The sequence below is a fragment of the Niallia tiangongensis genome (assembly GCF_044704065.1).
Taxonomy (GTDB): Bacteria; Bacillota; Bacilli; order Bacillales; family Cytobacillaceae; genus Niallia; species Niallia tiangongensis.
On sequence record NZ_CP162613.1, the window covers coordinates 1,104,847 to 1,123,760 of the forward strand.

14 protein-coding genes are annotated in these 18,914 nt (G+C 35.9%); 12 read left to right on the forward strand and 2 right to left on the reverse strand.

Annotated features, from left to right (window positions below; all coding sequences use genetic code 11):
• Positions 1–151: 151 nt before the first annotated feature.
• The 3 genes from AB3U99_RS05385 (at position 152) to AB3U99_RS05395 (ending at position 6,881) form a co-directional block, all read left to right on the forward strand.
• Complete coding sequence (locus AB3U99_RS05385; protein WP_400247966.1) at positions 152–2,395, forward strand: glycoside hydrolase family 3 C-terminal domain-containing protein; 2,244 nt, start codon at positions 152–154, stop codon at positions 2,393–2,395.
• A gap of 116 nt (positions 2,396–2,511) precedes the next feature.
• The gene (locus AB3U99_RS05390) at positions 2,512–3,906 is read left to right on the forward strand and encodes an MFS transporter (protein ID WP_400246099.1); all 1,395 of its coding nucleotides are present in this window, start codon (positions 2,512–2,514) and stop codon (positions 3,904–3,906) included.
• 77 nt (positions 3,907–3,983) lie between these two features.
• Positions 3,984–6,881 (forward strand): family 78 glycoside hydrolase catalytic domain, encoded by a 2,898-nt coding sequence (locus AB3U99_RS05395; protein WP_400246101.1) that lies wholly within the window; start codon positions 3,984–3,986, stop codon positions 6,879–6,881.
• A gap of 209 nt (positions 6,882–7,090) precedes the next feature.
• On the opposite strand, the gene AB3U99_RS05400 is transcribed toward AB3U99_RS05395, so the two are convergent.
• Positions 7,091–8,215 carry an IS4 family transposase gene (locus AB3U99_RS05400; RefSeq protein ID WP_400246103.1) on the reverse strand — a complete coding sequence of 375 codons (1,125 nt, stop codon included), beginning with the start codon at positions 8,213–8,215 and terminating at the stop codon, positions 7,091–7,093.
• A 239-nt stretch (positions 8,216–8,454) separates the two neighbouring features.
• Here AB3U99_RS05400 and AB3U99_RS05405 point away from each other — a divergent pair, with 239 nt between their 5' ends.
• The 8 genes from AB3U99_RS05405 (at position 8,455) to AB3U99_RS05440 (ending at position 15,180) form a co-directional block, all read left to right on the forward strand.
• Positions 8,455–8,910 carry a MarR family winged helix-turn-helix transcriptional regulator gene (locus tag AB3U99_RS05405; RefSeq protein ID WP_400246105.1) on the forward strand — a complete coding sequence of 152 codons (456 nt, stop codon included), beginning with the start codon at positions 8,455–8,457 and terminating at the stop codon, positions 8,908–8,910.
• Between the two features lie 144 nt (positions 8,911–9,054).
• Positions 9,055–9,993 (forward strand): ring-cleaving dioxygenase, encoded by a 939-nt coding sequence (locus tag AB3U99_RS05410; protein WP_400246107.1) that lies wholly within the window; start codon positions 9,055–9,057, stop codon positions 9,991–9,993.
• 19 nt (positions 9,994–10,012) lie between these two features.
• Positions 10,013–10,624, forward strand: coding sequence for a flavin reductase family protein (locus tag AB3U99_RS05415; RefSeq protein WP_400246109.1), 612 nt, complete (start codon positions 10,013–10,015; stop codon positions 10,622–10,624).
• 25 nt (positions 10,625–10,649) lie between these two features.
• Complete coding sequence (locus AB3U99_RS05420) at positions 10,650–11,597, forward strand: ring-cleaving dioxygenase (RefSeq protein ID WP_400246111.1); 948 nt, start codon at positions 10,650–10,652, stop codon at positions 11,595–11,597.
• Complete coding sequence (locus AB3U99_RS05425; RefSeq protein ID WP_400246112.1) at positions 11,594–12,199, forward strand: alpha/beta hydrolase; 606 nt, start codon at positions 11,594–11,596, stop codon at positions 12,197–12,199. The genes AB3U99_RS05420 and AB3U99_RS05425 overlap by 4 nt, the downstream gene beginning before the upstream one ends.
• A 187-nt stretch (positions 12,200–12,386) precedes the next feature.
• On the forward strand, positions 12,387–12,998 hold the full coding sequence (wrbA, locus tag AB3U99_RS05430) for an NAD(P)H:quinone oxidoreductase (protein WP_400246114.1): 612 nt from the start codon (positions 12,387–12,389) through the stop codon (positions 12,996–12,998).
• Positions 12,999–13,314: 316 nt separating this feature from the next.
• Positions 13,315–13,632 carry a hypothetical protein gene (locus tag AB3U99_RS05435; RefSeq protein WP_400246116.1) on the forward strand — a complete coding sequence of 106 codons (318 nt, stop codon included), beginning with the start codon at positions 13,315–13,317 and terminating at the stop codon, positions 13,630–13,632.
• Positions 13,633–13,923: 291 nt separating this feature from the next.
• Positions 13,924–15,180: a YeeE/YedE family protein gene (locus tag AB3U99_RS05440; RefSeq protein ID WP_400246118.1), complete on the forward strand. Its 1,257-nt coding sequence runs from the start codon at positions 13,924–13,926 to the stop codon at positions 15,178–15,180.
• A gap of 119 nt (positions 15,181–15,299) precedes the next feature.
• On the opposite strand, the gene AB3U99_RS05445 is transcribed toward AB3U99_RS05440, so the two are convergent.
• Positions 15,300–16,532, reverse strand: a complete 1,233-nt coding sequence (locus tag AB3U99_RS05445) for an AraC family transcriptional regulator (RefSeq protein WP_400246120.1) — start codon at positions 16,530–16,532, stop codon at positions 15,300–15,302.
• Positions 16,533–16,797: 265 nt separating this feature from the next.
• Between AB3U99_RS05445 and AB3U99_RS05450 the strand changes: the two genes are divergently transcribed.
• Positions 16,798–18,891: a beta-glucosidase gene (locus tag AB3U99_RS05450; RefSeq protein ID WP_400246122.1), complete on the forward strand. Its 2,094-nt coding sequence runs from the start codon at positions 16,798–16,800 to the stop codon at positions 18,889–18,891.
• The last annotated feature ends 23 nt before the right edge of the window (positions 18,892–18,914 follow it).

Sequence of the window (18,914 nt, forward strand, 5' to 3'; positions counted from 1 at the left end):
AATCCATTCTTTAAATATTACAAGAATTATTAAGATTATACCATAATTATAAAAATTGGATACGTATAATCAGTAATATAGAAAACGTTTTCTAATAAAGTTTGGAGGATTTAAATTGTTATATAGAGATTTGAAAACATTAATAGAAAAGATGACATTAGAGGAAAAAGCAAGTTTATGTTCAGGACTAGACTTTTGGCATATAAAAGGGATTGATAGATTAGGTATTCCTTCTATTATGATTACAGATGGTCCACATGGTCTTAGAAAACAACAAAAAGGAGCAGATCATCTAGGATTATTTGATAGTATACCAGCAACTTGTTTTCCATCTGCTGTGGGATTAGCAAGTACTTGGGATAAAAAGTTAATAGAAAAGGTTGGGGTTGCACTTGGGGAAGAATGCCAAGCAGAAGATGTTGCCATTCTATTGGGACCTGGTGCAAATATAAAACGATCTCCGCTTTGTGGAAGAAATTTCGAATATTTTTCAGAGGATCCATATCTTTCATCTGAAATGGCAGCAAGTCATATTAGTGGGGTGCAAAGTCAAGGTGTTGGAACGTCACTGAAACATTTTGCAGCTAATAATCAAGAGCATCGTCGAATGTCTACTGATGCTTTAATAGACGAAAGAACTCTTCATGAAATTTATTTAGCTAGTTTTGAAAACGCTGTTAAAAAAGCTCAGCCTTGGACTGTAATGTGTGCTTATAACAAAATAAATGGTAGTTTTGCTTCCGAAAATGAATATCTCTTAACAGATGTTTTGCGGGATACGTGGGGATTTGAAGGTTTTGTTGTATCTGACTGGGGTGCAGTAAATGAACGCGTTAAGGGTCTAGAAGTTGGGTTGGAGCTAGAAATGCCCTCAAGTGCCGGCATTGGAGAAGCTAAAATCGTGGAAGCAGTACGAAATGGTTCTCTTGCTGAAGAAAAGCTAAATCTATCTGTTGAAAGAATTTTAAAAGTTATCCTTATGGCTATAGATAATAAGAAGGACAATGCTAATTATGATAAGGATAAACATCATCAGCTTGCGAGAGAAGTTGCAAGAGAAAGTATGGTTTTGTTAAAAAATGAAGATGAAATTCTGCCATTAAAAAAAGAGGGCATTATTTCAGTTATTGGTTCACTTGCTAAAAAACCAAGGTATCAGGGGGGCGGAAGTTCTCATATCATACCAACTAAACTTGACAATATTGTAGAAGAAATCCAGAAAAGTGCTGGAAATAACGTAATAATTCAGTACGCAGATGGTTATGAGCTAGATAATGATGGAGTTAATGATAATTTGTTGGAAGAAGCAAAAGAAAATGCAGCCAATTCAAATCTTGCCATTGTATTCGTTGGTTTACCTGAACGCTATGAATCAGAAGGCTATGACAGAACCCATTTATCCATTCCAGAAAATCATAGAATACTAATCGAAGAAATTGCAAAGGTACAAGATAATATAGTTATTGTATTAAGTAATGGGGCACCGGTTGAAATGCCATGGATAAATAAAGCAAAAGGAATAGTAGAAGCTTATCTAGGGGGGCAAGCCATGGGAGGGGCAGTTGCTGATTTATTATTTGGCGATGTGAATCCGAGTGGCAAATTAGCTGAAACATTTCCTATGAAATTACAGGATAATCCTTCCTATCTGAACTTTCCAGGAGATGGCGATAGTGTCGAATATAGAGAAGGGATATACGTTGGCTATCGCTATTATGATAAAAAAGAAGTGGAACCACTATTTCCATTTGGTTTTGGACTAAGCTATACAAATTTTGAATATAGCAATTTAATTATTCAAAAGAAGCAAATAAAAGATACAGAAAATGTTACAGTTCAAGTTAATGTAAAAAACATCGGAGACATTTCCGGAAAAGAGATTGTTCAATTATACGTAAAAGATAATGTGAGTAAGGTTACTCGTCCTCAAAAAGAATTAAAAGGATTTGAAAAAATAGAATTGCTTCCTGGTGAAGAGAAAACCATTACATTTATGTTAGATTACCGTTCATTTGCTTATTACGATGTAGATTTACATGATTGGTATGTGGAATCAGGAGAGTTTGATATATTAATTGGGAAATCTTCGAAGGAAATAGTATTATCCGAAAAGATATATGTTGAATCGGCAAATAATAAACATCGAAAAATTCATCGTAATACAACGATAGGTGATTTGTTGGGAGATCCTTTGTTAGGACCAAAAGCCAAACCATTTATAAAGGATTTAATTAAAAAGAGCACCGTCTTTAATATGGATGCAGACCAAAATGAGGAATCGGAAATGATGGAGGCAATGCTTAATTATCTGCCTTTACGAGGACTGATTAATTTTAGTGGTGGAGCTGTAACCGAGCAAGAAATTACAACGATTATAGATGTATTGAATGAATAGAAAAAAGGTCCATGGTAATCTTGACTGGCTGCTGGATACGGCAGCCTCTATCAAGATTAAACCATATATCATTCCAAAATGTAACCGATTTCTAAATGAGATAGGAGTTGATAGAGATGAACGCTGAACAGAAAAAACTTGAGGATAGTGTAATAGAAAGTAGTAATGAAAAATTGAAAGGAAAAGAGAAATTCTCATATGGCTTAGGGAATTTAGCTGCTAATTTATTAATAACAACGGCTAATACCTTTATCATTTATTTTTATACTGAAATAGCAGGAATTGCAGTTGCGACAGTTGGAACAATGCTCATGATTGCGCGTATCTTTGATGGTGCAACTGACTTAGGAATGGGTTTACTTGTGGACAAAACTCGATCGAAATATGGAAAGGCGCGTCCATGGCTATTATGGATGGCGGTACCATATGGATTAGCTATAATAATATTATTTAGCGCACCTGAACTTGGAGATACAGGTAAAATCATATATGCATTTGCAACCTATACGCTTGCACTTAGTTTTATTTATACTGCAACTAATGTACCATTTAACTCGATGATTGGAACACTCACACAAAATCAAATAGAGCGTGGTCAACTTTCTGTCTTCAGAACTGCTTTTGGCTTTATCGGAGCATTAGCAGTATCAATGTTAACTTTGCCAATAGTAGAATTTTTTGGGGATGGGAAAAAGGGATGGACATTAATGGCGATTACGTATGGAGTTTTAGCAATAGCTATTTATCTATTTGTCTTTAAGAATACACGTGAAAGAGTGTTCTCAGAGCTAACAGATAAAGACAATAAGAAGGATACCATACCAATTAAAGAAGGAGTAAAAACATTATTTAAGAATAAATATTGGCTGATTACAATTAGTATCATGCTTATTTCCTTTATTAATTCTGGTTTAAATGGAGTTAATGTTTTTTATGCACAGTACATTCTTGGCGACTCAAATTATGTTGGTGCAATGGGATTTGCATCCTTCCTACCAATTATAGGTATGATGCTGTTTATGGGTCCACTCATGAAGAAATTTAGCAAACGTGATTTGACTATCGCAGGAACTGTTGTAACAATATTGTCTTCCTTTATCATTATGATCGATCCTACCAGTTTTACTATAGTAATGTCGGGATTAATTATAAGAGGGATTGGAGGAGCACCAATGCTAGCTGCAAGTTTTGCTATGCTAGGTGATACAGTGGATTATGGGGAATGGAAAACAGGAATTCGAAATGAAGGAATTACATTCAGTGCTGGGACGTTTGGTGAAAAGGTTGGTACAGGAATAGGAGGAATGTTACTCGGAGTTTTAATGGGGATTGGTGGTTACGTCGGTGGACAATCTACTCAAACTGCGGAAGCATTATCAGCCATTAAAGCAGTATTTATTTATGTACCAATGTTTGTTGGTGTTATTGCCATAATCTTGTTGCTTTTTTATAAACTTGATAAAGAGCACCCACAAATCGTTGCGGATTTACAGGTTAGAAAAGAGAAGTAACTATAGAAAAGATCGAATACTCTCCTACTGTATGGTATATGGAGAGTATTCGAGTATACGGAAGAGAGGTTAAATTAGTGATAATAAGTAGTTTAAAAACAAATAGTATTACAAATCCATTAGGTTTTTATTTAAAATATATTAGCTTTTCTTGGATTACAGAACAGGGAACATCGACATCAACAAAACAGGTCGCAGCAAAGGTAGAAGTGTCTAAAACGATAGATTTCCGTAAATTGATATTTGATAGTGGGAAAAGTGACGAGATTAGTAGCTTAGCATACACTCCGGATTTTGTTCCTGAACCAAGGACGCGATATTTTTGGAGAGTAACTGTTTGGGGAGATAAAGGGGAAGAGGTAGTAAGTGATGTAGCTTGGTTTGAAACTGGAAAAATGGATGAACCTTGGCGTGGCAATTGGATTACACCGAATATAGAGAAGGAATGTCATCCGATAATTCGTAAAAGTTTTGAATTATCTAAAGAAGTTACTTCTGCAAGAATATATATTTCAGGTGTAGGACTTTATCATTTTGAAATTAATGGTACTCGTGTTGGCAAGGAGTTATTTACTCCGGGTTATAATGCATATGAATTTTGGATGCAATACCAAACATATGATATAACTAATCTTTTAACAAATGGTAGTAATGCAATTGGAGTTAGCCTAGGAAATGGATGGTATAAAGGGCGTTTTGGATTTGATGGTGGCTATCACGAATTGTATGGAGAGAAGTTTGCGCTTATTGCTGAGATGATTATTACGTATGCTGATGGATCTAGTATGGTGATTGGAACTGATGAAAGCTGGAAATCCTATATATCTCCAATTGAATTTAGCGGTATATACGATGGAGAAATATATAATGCAAATAAAGAAATAGAAAATTGGTCTCAGCCATATTTTAACGATGACAATTGGTATGATGTATCAATTACTGAAATAAATACGGAAAAATTACAAGAGCGGCTAAGTCTTCCAGTATTAATTAAGGAAGAAAGAAAGCCTATAGATATTATCCATACTCCAGCTGGAGAAACGGTGCTTGATTTTGGCCAGAACATGACTGGTTGGGTTCGGCTTAATGTGAAAATCCCAAAAGGAGAAAAGATTATTCTGCAATATGGAGAAATACTTCAAGATAACTGTTTTTATAGGGAAAATCTTAGAACAGCAAAAGCAGAGTATGCTTTTATTTCCGATGGTACTGAAAGAGAAATTCAACCCCACTTTACTTTCTTTGGTTTCCGCTATGTAAAGCTTATTGGTTTTTCTAATGAAATAAAGATCGGCGATTTTACTGCCTGTGTAATTTATAGTGACCTTCAGGAAACAGGAACGATTGAAACTTCGAACAATGATGTTAATCAGCTATTTCAAAATGCGCTTTGGGGACAAAAGGGTAACTTCTTAGATGTACCTACAGATTGCCCACAACGTGATGAAAGAATGGGATGGACAGGAGATGCGCAAATTTTTGCATCTACTGCTTGTTACAATATGACTTCTTCCGCTTTTTATCAAAAGTTTATGTATGACTTACGTGAAGAACAAATTAGAATTGGTGGTTCTGTGCCGTTCATTGTGCCAACTATTAAACCAGAAAATGACCCAGGATTTGTCACTGGGCATGGCTCTTCGGCATGGGGAGATGCGGCAACAATCATTCCATGGACATTATATTTGCATTATGGAGATAAGCAATTATTAATAGAACAATTTCCGATAATGAAGGATTGGGTAGATTATATAAGAAAAATAGACGATAAATCTGGTTCTAAACGGCTATGGAAGGAAGGGTTTCATTTTGGCGATTGGTTAGCTCTAGATGGAAAAGATCCTCAAGGTATGATGGGAGGAACAGACCCTTATTATATTGCTACAGCATATTATTATTATTCAACACGACTTGTGGCAAAAGTAGCAAATATAATAGAGGAGACGGAATTATCTGACGAATACCATGCATTGGCAGATGAAATTAAAGCAGCTATCAATAGAGAATATTTTACCCAAAATGGGAGAAGTGCTATTAATACACAAACTGCATTGATTGTTGCTCTTTCCATGGACTTAGTTGCAGAGAATAAACGTTTGCGGATCGTGGAGGATTTAAAAATGAAGCTATTGGAAGATGGTTTACATTTAAATACAGGGTTTGTCGGTACGCCATATCTATGTGACGTTTTATCGAAAAATGGATTGAATGATTTTGCTTATACATTATTATTGAATGATGATTTTCCAAGTTGGCTATACGCAGTTAAAATGGGAGCAACCACAATTTGGGAACGTTGGAATTCTGTTTTGCCAGACGGTAGCATTAGTGGAACTGGAATGAACTCTTTGAACCATTATGCGTACGGTTCTATTATTGAATGGATGTATCGGCATATGTGTGGAATTAATCCAACGGAGGATGCCCCAGGATTTAAAAAGATTAGATTTGAGCCAAAGCCTAATGGTCAATTAAAGTATGCAAAGGCTACTTTGCAATCAGCTTCAGGCTTCATTGAAAGTGGATGGGAAATAAAGTCAAGCAATTCCATGACTTTTAGGTTTAGAGTTCCATTTAATACGTCTGCGGAAGTGTTACTACCATATGCAAATCGTAAAATAATTATGCTAGATGGAAAGAAACTTATAGACTGTAGCATTTATTCTAAACAAGAGGGAGACAATGTAATTTGTGAATTAACACCTGGATATTATGTTTTTGAATATATTTCAACACGAGAATACACATTATTATTAACGACATCAAGCAGTATTAAAGACTTTTTAGGAACAAATGAAACAAGAGATATCCTTTATCAGGTATTTCCAAATCTAACTGATAATCCGTTTGTTTTGCAACATATCGAAAAACCGTTATATGAACTGGCACAAGTTCCAATTGTTTCTATGTTTGTGACAGAAGATAAATTAGAAGAATTAAAAAAAAGACTAGAATTAACGGCGATTGTTAAATAGGGGAAAAATACTCCATATTAACATTGATACTTTATTGATATATTTATTTTTAATAGTTTTATTCACTAGTGTCGCATAAATAAGTTCTGAATTTTCAGTTTTAAATTCCCTCAATTTTTAAGAAAAAATGAAAACATCAAAACTAAGGTAGTAAACATCCTTTTTTTTACTATAACTTGAGACTTAACCAACAACGACTGTTACAGCCCTTATGGCACGCACTTTCCTTTGATTTTGCGTAACCAAATGTTTGCGGATTTCCAGAGAGCTGCTTTTAAATAGCGACTAATTTGTAAATAACTTCGGTCGCTATTCGAGTTCAACTGGGCCAATACGTTCAAACAATACACAATCATCGCTATATACACTTGATTGTGTACAGCTTGCTCACTATGACCATAGAACTTTTTGATATTCAAATGTTGTTTCATCCATTTGAAAAAGAGTTCAATCGCCCAACGTGATTTATAGATTTCTGCGATTTCGTCTGCACTTAAATCAAATCGATTCGTTAGTAACGTTAGCTCTTTGCCTTTTGTATCAAGTAATTTCAGTCGACGAAACACGTTTTCTGAACGGTTTTGAGTTGTACCAATCACCACCATATCATCCGATAAAACCGTGGAATGTGTAGGCAGTGTAAATGATTCAAGTACTCGTACTACGGCATTTTTGCGAAGTCTTGTGACAAAGAAATAGCCATCATCCGTCATGCGATCAAAACGTTCGTAGTCTAAATAACCACGGTCGAATACGTACATGCATTCTTTGTCGTCAATGAATATTTCTAGCTGACCTCGATCGTGTTCGATGGCATTCGTAAGCACTCCTTTATCTGGATAAGAGAAACCCTTTTCCATGAACACGAGGCGTAAGTGAAGCTTTACACCCGATTTTGTCTTTCGAAACTCTGCCCACGTATGATTGGTTAAATTAAGTGGGAGTGTACTCGAATCAATGATTTTCAGTGGTGTCGAAATCTTTCTTCGTTTTTCAAAATCTGTTTTCTTGTGGATTTGGGCGACCAAATCTAAAAAAATCGTTTGAAAGAACTCAGTTGGAATTGTATTGATTCGTCTTCCTAATTGGGAGAAGCTAATCGAGTTCAACCCTGTAGCACATTGCAAATCGTCTGAAAATACAGCGTCACTCAAAGCCCGTAAACTCTCGGTTTCATGGAGCTGCGCATACAAAAGTAATTTCAAAAAGGAAGCCATATAAAGCTTCTTTGTATAGTAGTTTAATTGATGTGTTTTCACCTGTTCTTCTAATAATGTCTGATTAAGCGGTGAAAACCATTGTTCAAATGATGTTTTTCGTGTAAACTTATCCATGCGTATGTCCTTTATTGTGGATTTGGATAGGTTACTACCACCAAACCATTATAAAGGATTTTTTTATGGAAAAATCAAGTTGCAGAAAATTCAGTTTTAAAATTTGTGTTGAATTATTTTAGAGCGACACTAGTGAGTTTTATTACATTTTAAAATGTAATTTATCAACACAGTTGACAACTTCAACTGTGTTGTTATATAATTATCTCGAATTCAAGATAATTGAAAAGGAGATTATCATGGATAATAAGGAATTATTAACATATGATGAAGATTTATCTTTAAAGGTATTTGTCGTTTTATCGAGAGCTTTGCAATCGATTAAGAAACGAGTAGAAGAAGATATAAAGTGTCTTGGCCTAAATCCAACAGAGTTTTCTGTTCTTGAATTAATCTACAGCAAAGGGGAGCAGCCTATTCAAAAGATTGGTGAGAAAGTGCTGATTGCAAGTAGTAGCATTACTTATGTTGTAGATAAATTAGAGAATAAAAAATTAATAAGAAGAAAGCCATGTCCTAAAGATCGCCGAATAACTTATGCGGTTATTACCGAAGAAGGAACCGAACTAATGGACAAAGTCTTTCCAAAACATAAAGCAGCGATGAGAGAGATATGTGGCGGACTGGAAACAAAAGAAAAAGAAATGCTGATTGAACAGCTGAAAAAACTAGGTCTTCATGCACAAAGTATGTAATTTTTTTAAAAAATATATCTCGAATTAATAATATTTTAATTCGTACTAATAGTAACATTTAATGAAAATCACATAAATGATTTTCTATCTATTATCTAATATTAACTAATAAGCAGAATGATAAAAGAATGGGAGTGAATAGAAATGACGAAAAAAACAAGTGGAATTCACCATATTACAGCCATCGTAGGTCATCCACAAGAGAACGTTGACTTTTATGCAGGAGTATTGGGATTACGTTTAGTAAAACAAACAGTCAACTTTGATGATCCAGGAACCTACCATTTATATTTTGGAGATGAGGGGGGAAATCCAGGAACAATCATTACTTTTTTTCCATGGGTTGGTGCACGCCAAGGTGTAATTGGAGATGGGCAAGTTGGAGTAACCTCTTATGTTGTTCCAAAAGGTGCACTTCCATTTTGGGAAAATCGATTAGGAAAGTTTCATATTTCTTTTACCAAAACAGAGCGTTTTGGAGAAACGTACTTGGCGTTTACTGATCCTCATGGATTATTGCTAGAAATTGTGGAAAGAGAAGCAGGAAAAAACAATAGCTGGCAATTTGGCGAGATATCGCCTGAACATGCAATTAAAGGATTTGGCGGCGCTACTCTTTTATCCAAACAACCAGATAAGACAGCGGAAGTTTTAGAAAAGGTAATGGGATTTGAAAAGGTTGGAGAAGAAGGAGAATATGTTAGATTCCGTTCTTTCAGCGATATTGGAAATGTCATTGATCTTAAAGTAACTACAGGTAGTAGTGGTTCAATGGGTGTTGGAACCGTGCACCACATTGCTTTTAGAGCAGTGGATGATGAAGATCAATTAGATTGGCAAAAGCATGTTTCAGCAAATGGATATCAGGTTACACCAGTTCAAGACCGAAACTATTTTAACGCAATCTATTTTAGAGAGCATGGGGAAATTCTTTTTGAAATTGCAACAGATCCTCCAGGCTTTGCAATTGATGAATCCCAAGAAAAAATGGGAGACAATTTAATGCTGCCAAGTCAATATGAGCAATATAGAGAGCAGTTAGAACGAAGATTAATACCAATTGAGGTAAGAAATCTCGATTAACTTTGTAAAGGATGATTTGATGCATTCCATTGACCCAAATACGATTTCTGAAAGAGAAAATTATAAATTTCTAATTGGAAGCATCGTTCCAAGGCCAATTGCCTTTGTTACTAGTTTATCAGAAGAAGGCGTCTTAAATGGAGCTCCTTTTAGCTACTTTAATATTGTATCATCCAATCCTCCGATGGTTTCTTTATCAATCCAGCGTTCCAATGGGAAGCAAAAGGATACAGCAAGAAACATTTTAAACAAAAAGGAATTTGTTATTCATATTGTGGATGAACAAAATGTCGAGCAAATTAATCAAACGGCAGCAACCCTTTCTCCAAGTGAAAGCGAGATAGAATTGGCGGGCTTAACACCAATTGAAAGCAGAAAAATCACTGTGCCTGGCATCAAGGAAGCAAAAATTCGGTTGGAATGCGTGCTAGAACACGCATTAGAATTGGGGGATAAACATGCCCAGCCTGGCTGTGATTTTCTTATCGGTAGAGTGGTACAATACCATATCGAGGAAGATATTTACGAGGAAGGCAGAATTAATCCAAGAGGGTTAGGTGCAGTCAGCAGATTAGCAGGAAATGATTATGCAAAAATTGGAGAAATCTTCACAAAAGAAAGACCAAAATAATTTCTTTGAAGGGGGGAGGATAAGGATGGCAAAGTCAGTAGGGATTCATCACATTACAGCTATGGTAAATGATGCCCAAAGAAACATTGATTTTTATGCAAGTGTTCTTGGATTAAGATTAGTGAAAAAAACGATTAATTTTGATCGTCCTGAAGTATATCATCTATATTTTGGGAATGAAACTGGCAATCCAGGCACAGTCATCACCTTCTTTCCATGGGAAAAACAGTTGAAGGGCAGAATTGGCACAGGGCAAGTTGGGGTTACAAACTATGTCATTCCAGTTGGTTCCAGTGAGTTTTGGGAAAGGCGGCTTCAACGGTTTGCCGTGGAAGTGGAAAGTTCCAGTAGATTTGACGAAAAGTATTTACAGTTTACTGACCCAGATGGACTTCTCATCGAATTAGTAGAACGAAAGGAAGGGCCACTAAATAATTGGCAAATAGGTGATATTCATTCATCTGTTGCGATTAAAGGATTCGGCGGGGCAACGTTAAATTCTGCTCAGCCAAATAAAACCGCAGAAGTGCTTGAAGATATATTAGGTTTTACATGTGTTGGAGAAGACGCCGGGTATCTGCGTTTTTCATCTGATTCATATATAGGCAATGTGATTGATATAAAATTATCTCCAACCGTTCGTGGTCTCATGGGAGCAGGTACGGTCCATCATATTGCTTGGCGTGCAAGAGATGAACAAGAGCTTCAGCAATGGAGGTCCACTCTAATAGAAAAGGGATATTATCCAACAGAGCTTAAAGACCGAAACTATTTTAAAGCATTATATTTTCATGAAGAAGGCGGCATCCTCTTTGAAATAGCTACAGATGGACCTGGATTTGCTGTAGACGAACCATTAAGCAATCTAGGGGAGAAGCTTATGCTACCTGATTGGCTAGAGGAAAAAAGAACGGAGCTTACAGCTTCTTTGCCCAATGTGCAAGTTGGAATTCTTGAGGAGGAGAAAGAATGAAACATATTTTCAATAAAGGAAAAGATCCCAAAAAGCCCACATTATTGATGCTGCATGGGACAGGTGGATCAGAATTAAATTTATTGCCTCTTGCAGGGATGATCGATGATGAAGCTTCTGTGCTAAGTGTGCGCGGAAATATTTTAGAAAATGACATGCCACGTTTTTTCAAGCGTTTAGCAGAAGGTATCTTTGATGAAGAGGATTTAATTTTTCGCACAAAAGAATTAAATGAATTTCTGGATGAAGCTGCCAAAAAATATGAATTTGACAGAGATAATGTTATTGCAATTGGTTATTCTAATGGTGCTAATATTGCAGCAAGCTTATTATTCCATTATCAGGATGCGTTAAAAGCAGCGATTCTTCATCATCCAATGGTTCCGAGAAGAGGAATTACTCTTCCTGATTTAACAGGAAAAGGAATATTTATTGCAGCAGGTACAAATGACCCTATTTGTTCACCAGAAGAATCAACAGAGTTACAATCATTGCTTGCGGCTGCCAATGCCAATGTTGAAATGCATTGGGAAAATAAAGGCCATCAACTAACAGCACAAGAAGTTGAAGCAGCTGCTAAATGGTATGCGACATTCGTTTAATAGCTAATCTAGTTAAAAGAGAAATAACAATCATAAATTTCTAATAATAGGGAATAAGAAGAACAGCTAACATTGAAATATCCTTTCAGTGGAGGTGGCTCTTATAAGTTTCCGTTAATAAATAAAAGCAGGTGTACTTATGGGATTTTTAAACAAATTATTTGGAAAATCAAAGGAGATGGAAAGCATGTCAAATGTTAAAGTAGCAGTCGTTTTTTATAGTATGGGTGGAACAAACTATCAACTAGCACAATGGGCAGCAGAAGGAGCAAAAGAAGCAGGAGCAGAAGTTAAAGTAGTAAAAGTACAAGAATTAGCTCCACAAACTGTTATCGACAGCAATGAAGCGTGGAAAGCAACTGTGGATGCAACAAAAGACGTTCCTGTTGCATCATCAGAAGATATTGAATGGGCAGATGCCATTATTTTCAGCGTTCCTACACGATTTGGTACAATGCCATCTCAAATGAAGCAATTCATTGATTTACAAGGTGGATTATGGGCAACAGGAAAAACGGTTAACAAAGTAGTGAGTGCGATGACTTCTGCTCAAAATCCACATGGTGGTCAAGAAGCAACATTATTGTCTCTATATACTTCGATGATGCATTGGGGGGCAATTATTGCTACTCCAGGTTACACAGATCCAGTTCTTTTCGGAGCAGGTGGAAATCCATATGGAACAAGTGTAACAGTTGGACAAGACGGTAAAATGATTGAAGACGTTCAAGGAGCTGTAAAACACCAAGCAAAACGTACTGTTACAGTTGCTGAGTGGGTTAAAAAAGGAAATCAATAATATCTAAGATGTGGTAAGAAAATAACAGGAGTAGTAATGGTTATGAGTTCGTTTTTTGAGTTCAAAAACTAAATATACAAATACAATTAACAGTCCAATTCGTATCTGAATTGGACTTCTTCTATTTTAGGTTACTTTATTAAGATATAAGTGAATCCTCACCTCAATTCTTAAACATTATGCCTGTTTCACAGAAGTTATTGTCAGCCTGTTAGTACGTAAGATAAATAACAAGTTTTGTAAATTAGTAAGAAAAGGTAATGACAACGCAGGTTCTTTTAGTGTAAAATTACACTGTAGTTAGGGGGGTGAGAAAATGAAAAAAGTCTATAAACTGTTAACGAGTTTAGCGGTTATATTATGTATTGTTTTTGCATATGTACAATATAAATTCATTTCTACTGAAAATGCAGTTGAAAAATATTTAATAATTACCGAAAAACATACGAAAGATACCATAAAAAAAGACTCTTTTATAGCCAATTTACCTGGAAATAAAAATTGGATGGTATCTGTAAAAATCAAAGGAGATTCTAAAACTTATTTTTATTTTTTGAATCGTAATGATAAAGTTGTTTTGGAATCTTATGTGGAAAATGGAGTGGAACATGTTCTAAACCAAATAATGAATTAGAGAGAGGTAATTCTTTCAAAATGCTTGGGAAATATAAGCTCCAAGCATTTTCCTTTGCTAATGAACCTAGTAAGTTGTTTGTTAATAGAATACGAATTGATATATGTGGGACACCGTTTATTCGAATTTTGCATATTAAAATCGAACCCGTTATAATAATGAATTTACATGAAAAGGCTTTATTATCACAAAAATAAAAAAAGGGAATTTTTTATATTGACACTAAGTTAAAATAACTTTATGATGAAAAAAGTAATTCCGACTATATTAATGGGGAAAGGGTGTTTTAGAGTGGAAACTTCAGCAAACGTTCAATCTACTCAAAATGCAAAGAGTCTACCTGAACATCAAAAAGGACTAAAGGCTCCTCAGATGCCTTTAATCATCGGTGGACTTATTGTTGCAGCAATTCTACTAGTCTACTTAATAATGACACAAAAGAGTATGCAGCCTATATTATTGGTTTTAGGTCTTTTACTTGGTTATACATTGTTTCATGCTCGTTTTGGCTTCACATCAGCATTTCGCAGACTTGCATCAGTTGGTAATGGGCAAGCATTGCGTGCGCATATGCTAATGTTAGCAGTGGCAGTAACGTTATTTGCACCAATCTTAGCATACGGCATTTCATTCTTTGGAACAGGAGCAACAGGTTATGTATCACCAGTTGGTGTTAGTCTTGTTGTCGGTGCCTTCATGTTTGGAATTGGAATGCAGCTAGGCGGCGGATGTGCATCCGGTACCTTGTATGCAGTAGGCGGGGGACGTTCCGTTGCGTTTGTAACGCTATTATTCTTCATCATTGGTTCAACAATTGGAGCGGCTCATCTGTCATTTTGGACAGATGATCTACCATCTTTTGCACCGATTTCATTAGCAACATCAACAGGTCTTGGCTATGGTGGAGCTTGGCTTGTATCAATCATATTATTTGGGGTAATTGCATGGATTACGTTGGTTGTGGAAAGAAAAAGAAAAGCACCAAAAATGGCTCCACTTCCAACAACAACAGGCTGGAAACGAATTTTCCGCGGTTCTTGGCCATTATTTGCAGCAGCAATCGTGTTAGCTGTACTTAACGCTTTAACATTAATGACTCGTGGTACGCCATGGGGAATTACCTCTGCTTTTGCCTTATGGGGTTCAAAAGTAGCGCAATTCTTCGGAATGGATGTAACGAGCTGGGGATTCTGGCAAGGAGCGAATGCACAAGCTTTAGAAGCATCTATTTTTGCAGATTCAACTACAATCCTTAATTTTGGAGTAATCCTTGGTGCCTTTTTAGCATCAGCTGCAGGTGGACTATTTAAATTTTCAAAAGTGACACTTGGAAATGTGCTTGCATCGATTATTGGTGGTTTACTAATGGGGTATGGCTCACGTCTAGCATTTGGCTGTAACGTTGGTGCCTATTTCGGCGGTATCGCATCATTCAGCGTACACGGTTATGTATGGGGAATTCTTGCTTTAGCTGGAACGTTCGTAGCCTTATACCTTCGTCCATTATTTGGACTTTCTGTACCAAAGTCAAAAGATTCATTCTGTTAATGATTGGGTAGGCATCAACTTTTGTTGGTGCCTACTTTTTTAATACTAAAATTTATGAGGTGATTTCCTTCATAAAAGTAATTCTATGTATCAACTAAGGACAATGAAGTATGGTGTTCTTATTGTTGCAACCGATACTGTTTAGGAGTAATGCCTTCGATGCGTTTATAAGCTTTAATAAAATGGCTTTGATCATGGAAGTTTAACTGATTGGCTATTTCTGTTATGGATAAGTCGGATTTATCTAGCCATGTTTTGGCCTCTTTTACTTTTTCTCGAAGAATATAGTCGCTAATCGTTAGTCCGACCTGTTTTTTAAATAATCGAGAAAGATAGCTTGGATGAAGATGTACATGGTCGGCTAGTGAGTCTAATTCTATTTTCTTATAAAGGTGATTGTAAATATATTGTTGGACAGAAACAATAGACTTTGAGTAATTTTGTTCCTTTAATTCCTTTACACGTTTGGCGTATTCTAAATAAATTTCTTTCGATAGGGATACCAAGTTATTAAATTCAGGATCATCCTCAATCCTCTGAATGAACATATCACTTATTGTATAAGCAATTTCGGAATGCAGACCACCGTCCATAGCTGCTCTGCTAGCAAGAGCAACTATGGTGATAGCTAAATTTTTATCATTTCGAACCGGATTGTTTTTGGTAACCGTACCTACTCCTTCAAAAATCACAGGAGAAGAAAAAAATTCTTTTACTTTCTCCGTAAGACCTTCTTTTACTAAATGATATAGTTTCTTTTCCTTTAAATTATCATGATGTAAATTTTCTTCAGCCCTTTTCTTTGCTAGCATAAGATCCATATCTAAATCAAAGGATAGGAATGGTTTTGATGTACCATCCTCTTGAATGATTTCGGAGGTGTCAATTCCTTTTCTAAAAAGTAAGAAATAAAAGAGCTGACCGATTCTAGCTAGATCGAACACAGTATAAATAGGCAAAGAGACTAAATAGGTTTGGAGGGGATCCTTTAAGTAACGAGGTACTTTGTGCATTTCGATAAATTGATACAAAATTTTATCCCTTAATTTTCCCATTAAACAAGGTCCTATTAGAAAACTAAGCATTTGTCCTTCCTGGTTCTTAGAGTACATACATAAATAGTACTCAAGGCCATTAGTCGTTTTAATGATTGGAATATCTAAAATTACTTCTGGAATTTTCAGCAGCTGTAAGTAAAGATCTTGTTGGTTTACTAGTGGATGTTCACGTGAAAAAGGAGAATATATTTTTTTAATGACACCATCTATTCCTAAAAGAATGGGCATTTTAGTATGTTCCTGCATAATCGAACAAATAAATTTAAGCTCTTTTTCATTTATAGAAAGATTCATTAAATCACCCGCCAACAAGTAATTTATTTACTGTTTATATTAAAATAATACAATATTTTGATTATGAAAACCTTTACAATTTAATTACAGAGAGGAAAAAAATTAATTGGGGGAAGGAGTTGGTTTGCTTTATTCCGCATTAACTTGCCTTTAACAGTCTTATTTCTTCAACTAACATTCCTATGGGATGAAAGGAACTGTGGTTTAAAGTCTGACTTTTTTAAGTAATACCATACTTAAGGTGAAAAAGGAATGGAGGATAAAAATGAAAGTGGATAAGAAATATCGATTAGCGTACGATACGAAAGCAAAAGAAATTGTAAAGCAACTGTCCTTAGAAGAAAAAGTCTATTTAATGAGTGGAAATATAACACTAGCAGATATGCAAGAGGATTTTAAAAAAGGAAAGCACTATAATGAAACCCCGTATGAAGCAGGAGGAAATGAACGATTAGGCGTTCCAGCGATGAAATTTATTGATGGACCTCGAGGAGTAGTGGCTGGAACAGGAAAAAGTACCTGTTTCCCTGTATCCATGTCAAGGGGGGCAACATTCGATAAGGATCTAGAAGAACGTATCGGGAAAGCTATTGGAAAAGAAATTCGTGCATATGGCGGTAATCTATTTGGTGGTGTTTGTATTAACCTGCCTCCAAATCCAGGCTGGGGAAGAAGCCAGGAAACCTATGGAGAAGAATCCTTTCATTTAGGAATTATGGGGTCTGCTTTAGTGAAGGGTGTTCAAAGTGAAAATGTCATTGCCTGTGTTAAACACTATGCCTTTAATAGTATGGAAAATGCTAGATTTAAGGTCAATGTAAAAACGGATAAGCGTACAGAGAGAGAAGTCTATTTATCTCATTTTAAAGAGACGATTGATGTAGGGGCGGCGAGTGTGATGAGTGCTTACAATAAGTACCAAGGACCTCATTGTGGGCATAATGACTATCTATTAAACCAAGTATTAAAGGATGAATGGGACTTTGATGGCTTTGTAATAAGTGACTTTATTTGGGGAATTCGCGATACAGTTGAAGCCGCAAATGGTGGAATGAATATAGAAATGAACGATACGCACCAGTTCGGTGAAAAGTTAATTGAAGCTGTTAAAAATGGACAGGTAACGGAAGATAAGATTGATGATGCAGTGATTCGTATTATTCGTACTTTACTTGCCTTTACGGAAGCGGATGACAAAAAATACGAACAAGAAGTGATAGGCAATAAAGAGCATATTTCTTTAGCATTAGAGGCAGCTGAGAAATCCATGACATTGATAAAAAATGAAAATCGGACTCTACCATTATCTAAATCTGAAGTAAAGCGTCTTGCCGTCATTGGAAAGCTCGGAGAAAAAGAGAATATTGGGGATCACGGTTCTAGTCGAGTTTATCCTCCATATGTTGTAACTCCTTTAGAAGGAATAAAAAAAATCATCCCAAATGCTGAAGTGATTTTTGATGATGGTAAAGATTTAGCGAAAGCAAAAGCTTTAGCAGCCTCTGTTGATGCGGTCGTTTTTGTAGTAGGCTTCAACCATGATGATGAAGGAGAGTTTATCGAAAACACCCAGGATGATCAGAATTTAACAGCCATAGGAGTTGAGTTTGATGCAGTTGGTGGCGATAGAAAAGAATCACTTGGTCTTCATGAAGATGAAGTGGAACTAATCAAAGAAGTCGGACCAGTTAACAGAAATTCAGTAGCTGTGCTTATCGGCGGTAATATGATTATGATTGAAGAATGGAAAAAGGATGTTTCATCCATCTTAATGGCCTATTATCCTGGAATGGAAGGTGGGACTGCTATTGCAAAAACAATTTTTGGAGAAGTAAATCCTAGTGGTAAGTTACCATTCGTAATACCTACAGATGAAAAATATCTTCCACAAATTGATTGGTTAGCAGATGAAATTACGTATGATTACTATCACGGCTATACCAAGTTAGAGAAGGAAGGAATCGAGCCTTCCGTACCTTATGGATTTGGATTATCCTATACCAGATTCAATTATTCAAATGTTGCATTTGAAGTAAGGGATGAAAATGTGATTGCTCGATGTGATGTAACAAATACTGGTGACCTAGTAGGAGATGAGATTGTTCAAATGTATGTGGGATTTGAACATTCCCAAATTGATCGACCAGTGAAAGTATTACGTGGTTTTGAAAGAATTACTCTTATACCTGGTGAAATAAAAACAGTGGAAATTTCTTGTTCACTTGATAAACTCAAATGGTTTAATCCTGAGAAAAGTATATGGGAACTAGAAGAAATGGATTATGAAGTCTACATTGGTAATAGTAGTGCCGAGCAAGATTTAATGAAAGGAAAAGTAAGTGCCTTTGTTACAAAATAATAGTTTTAGAGAGAACTAGAATC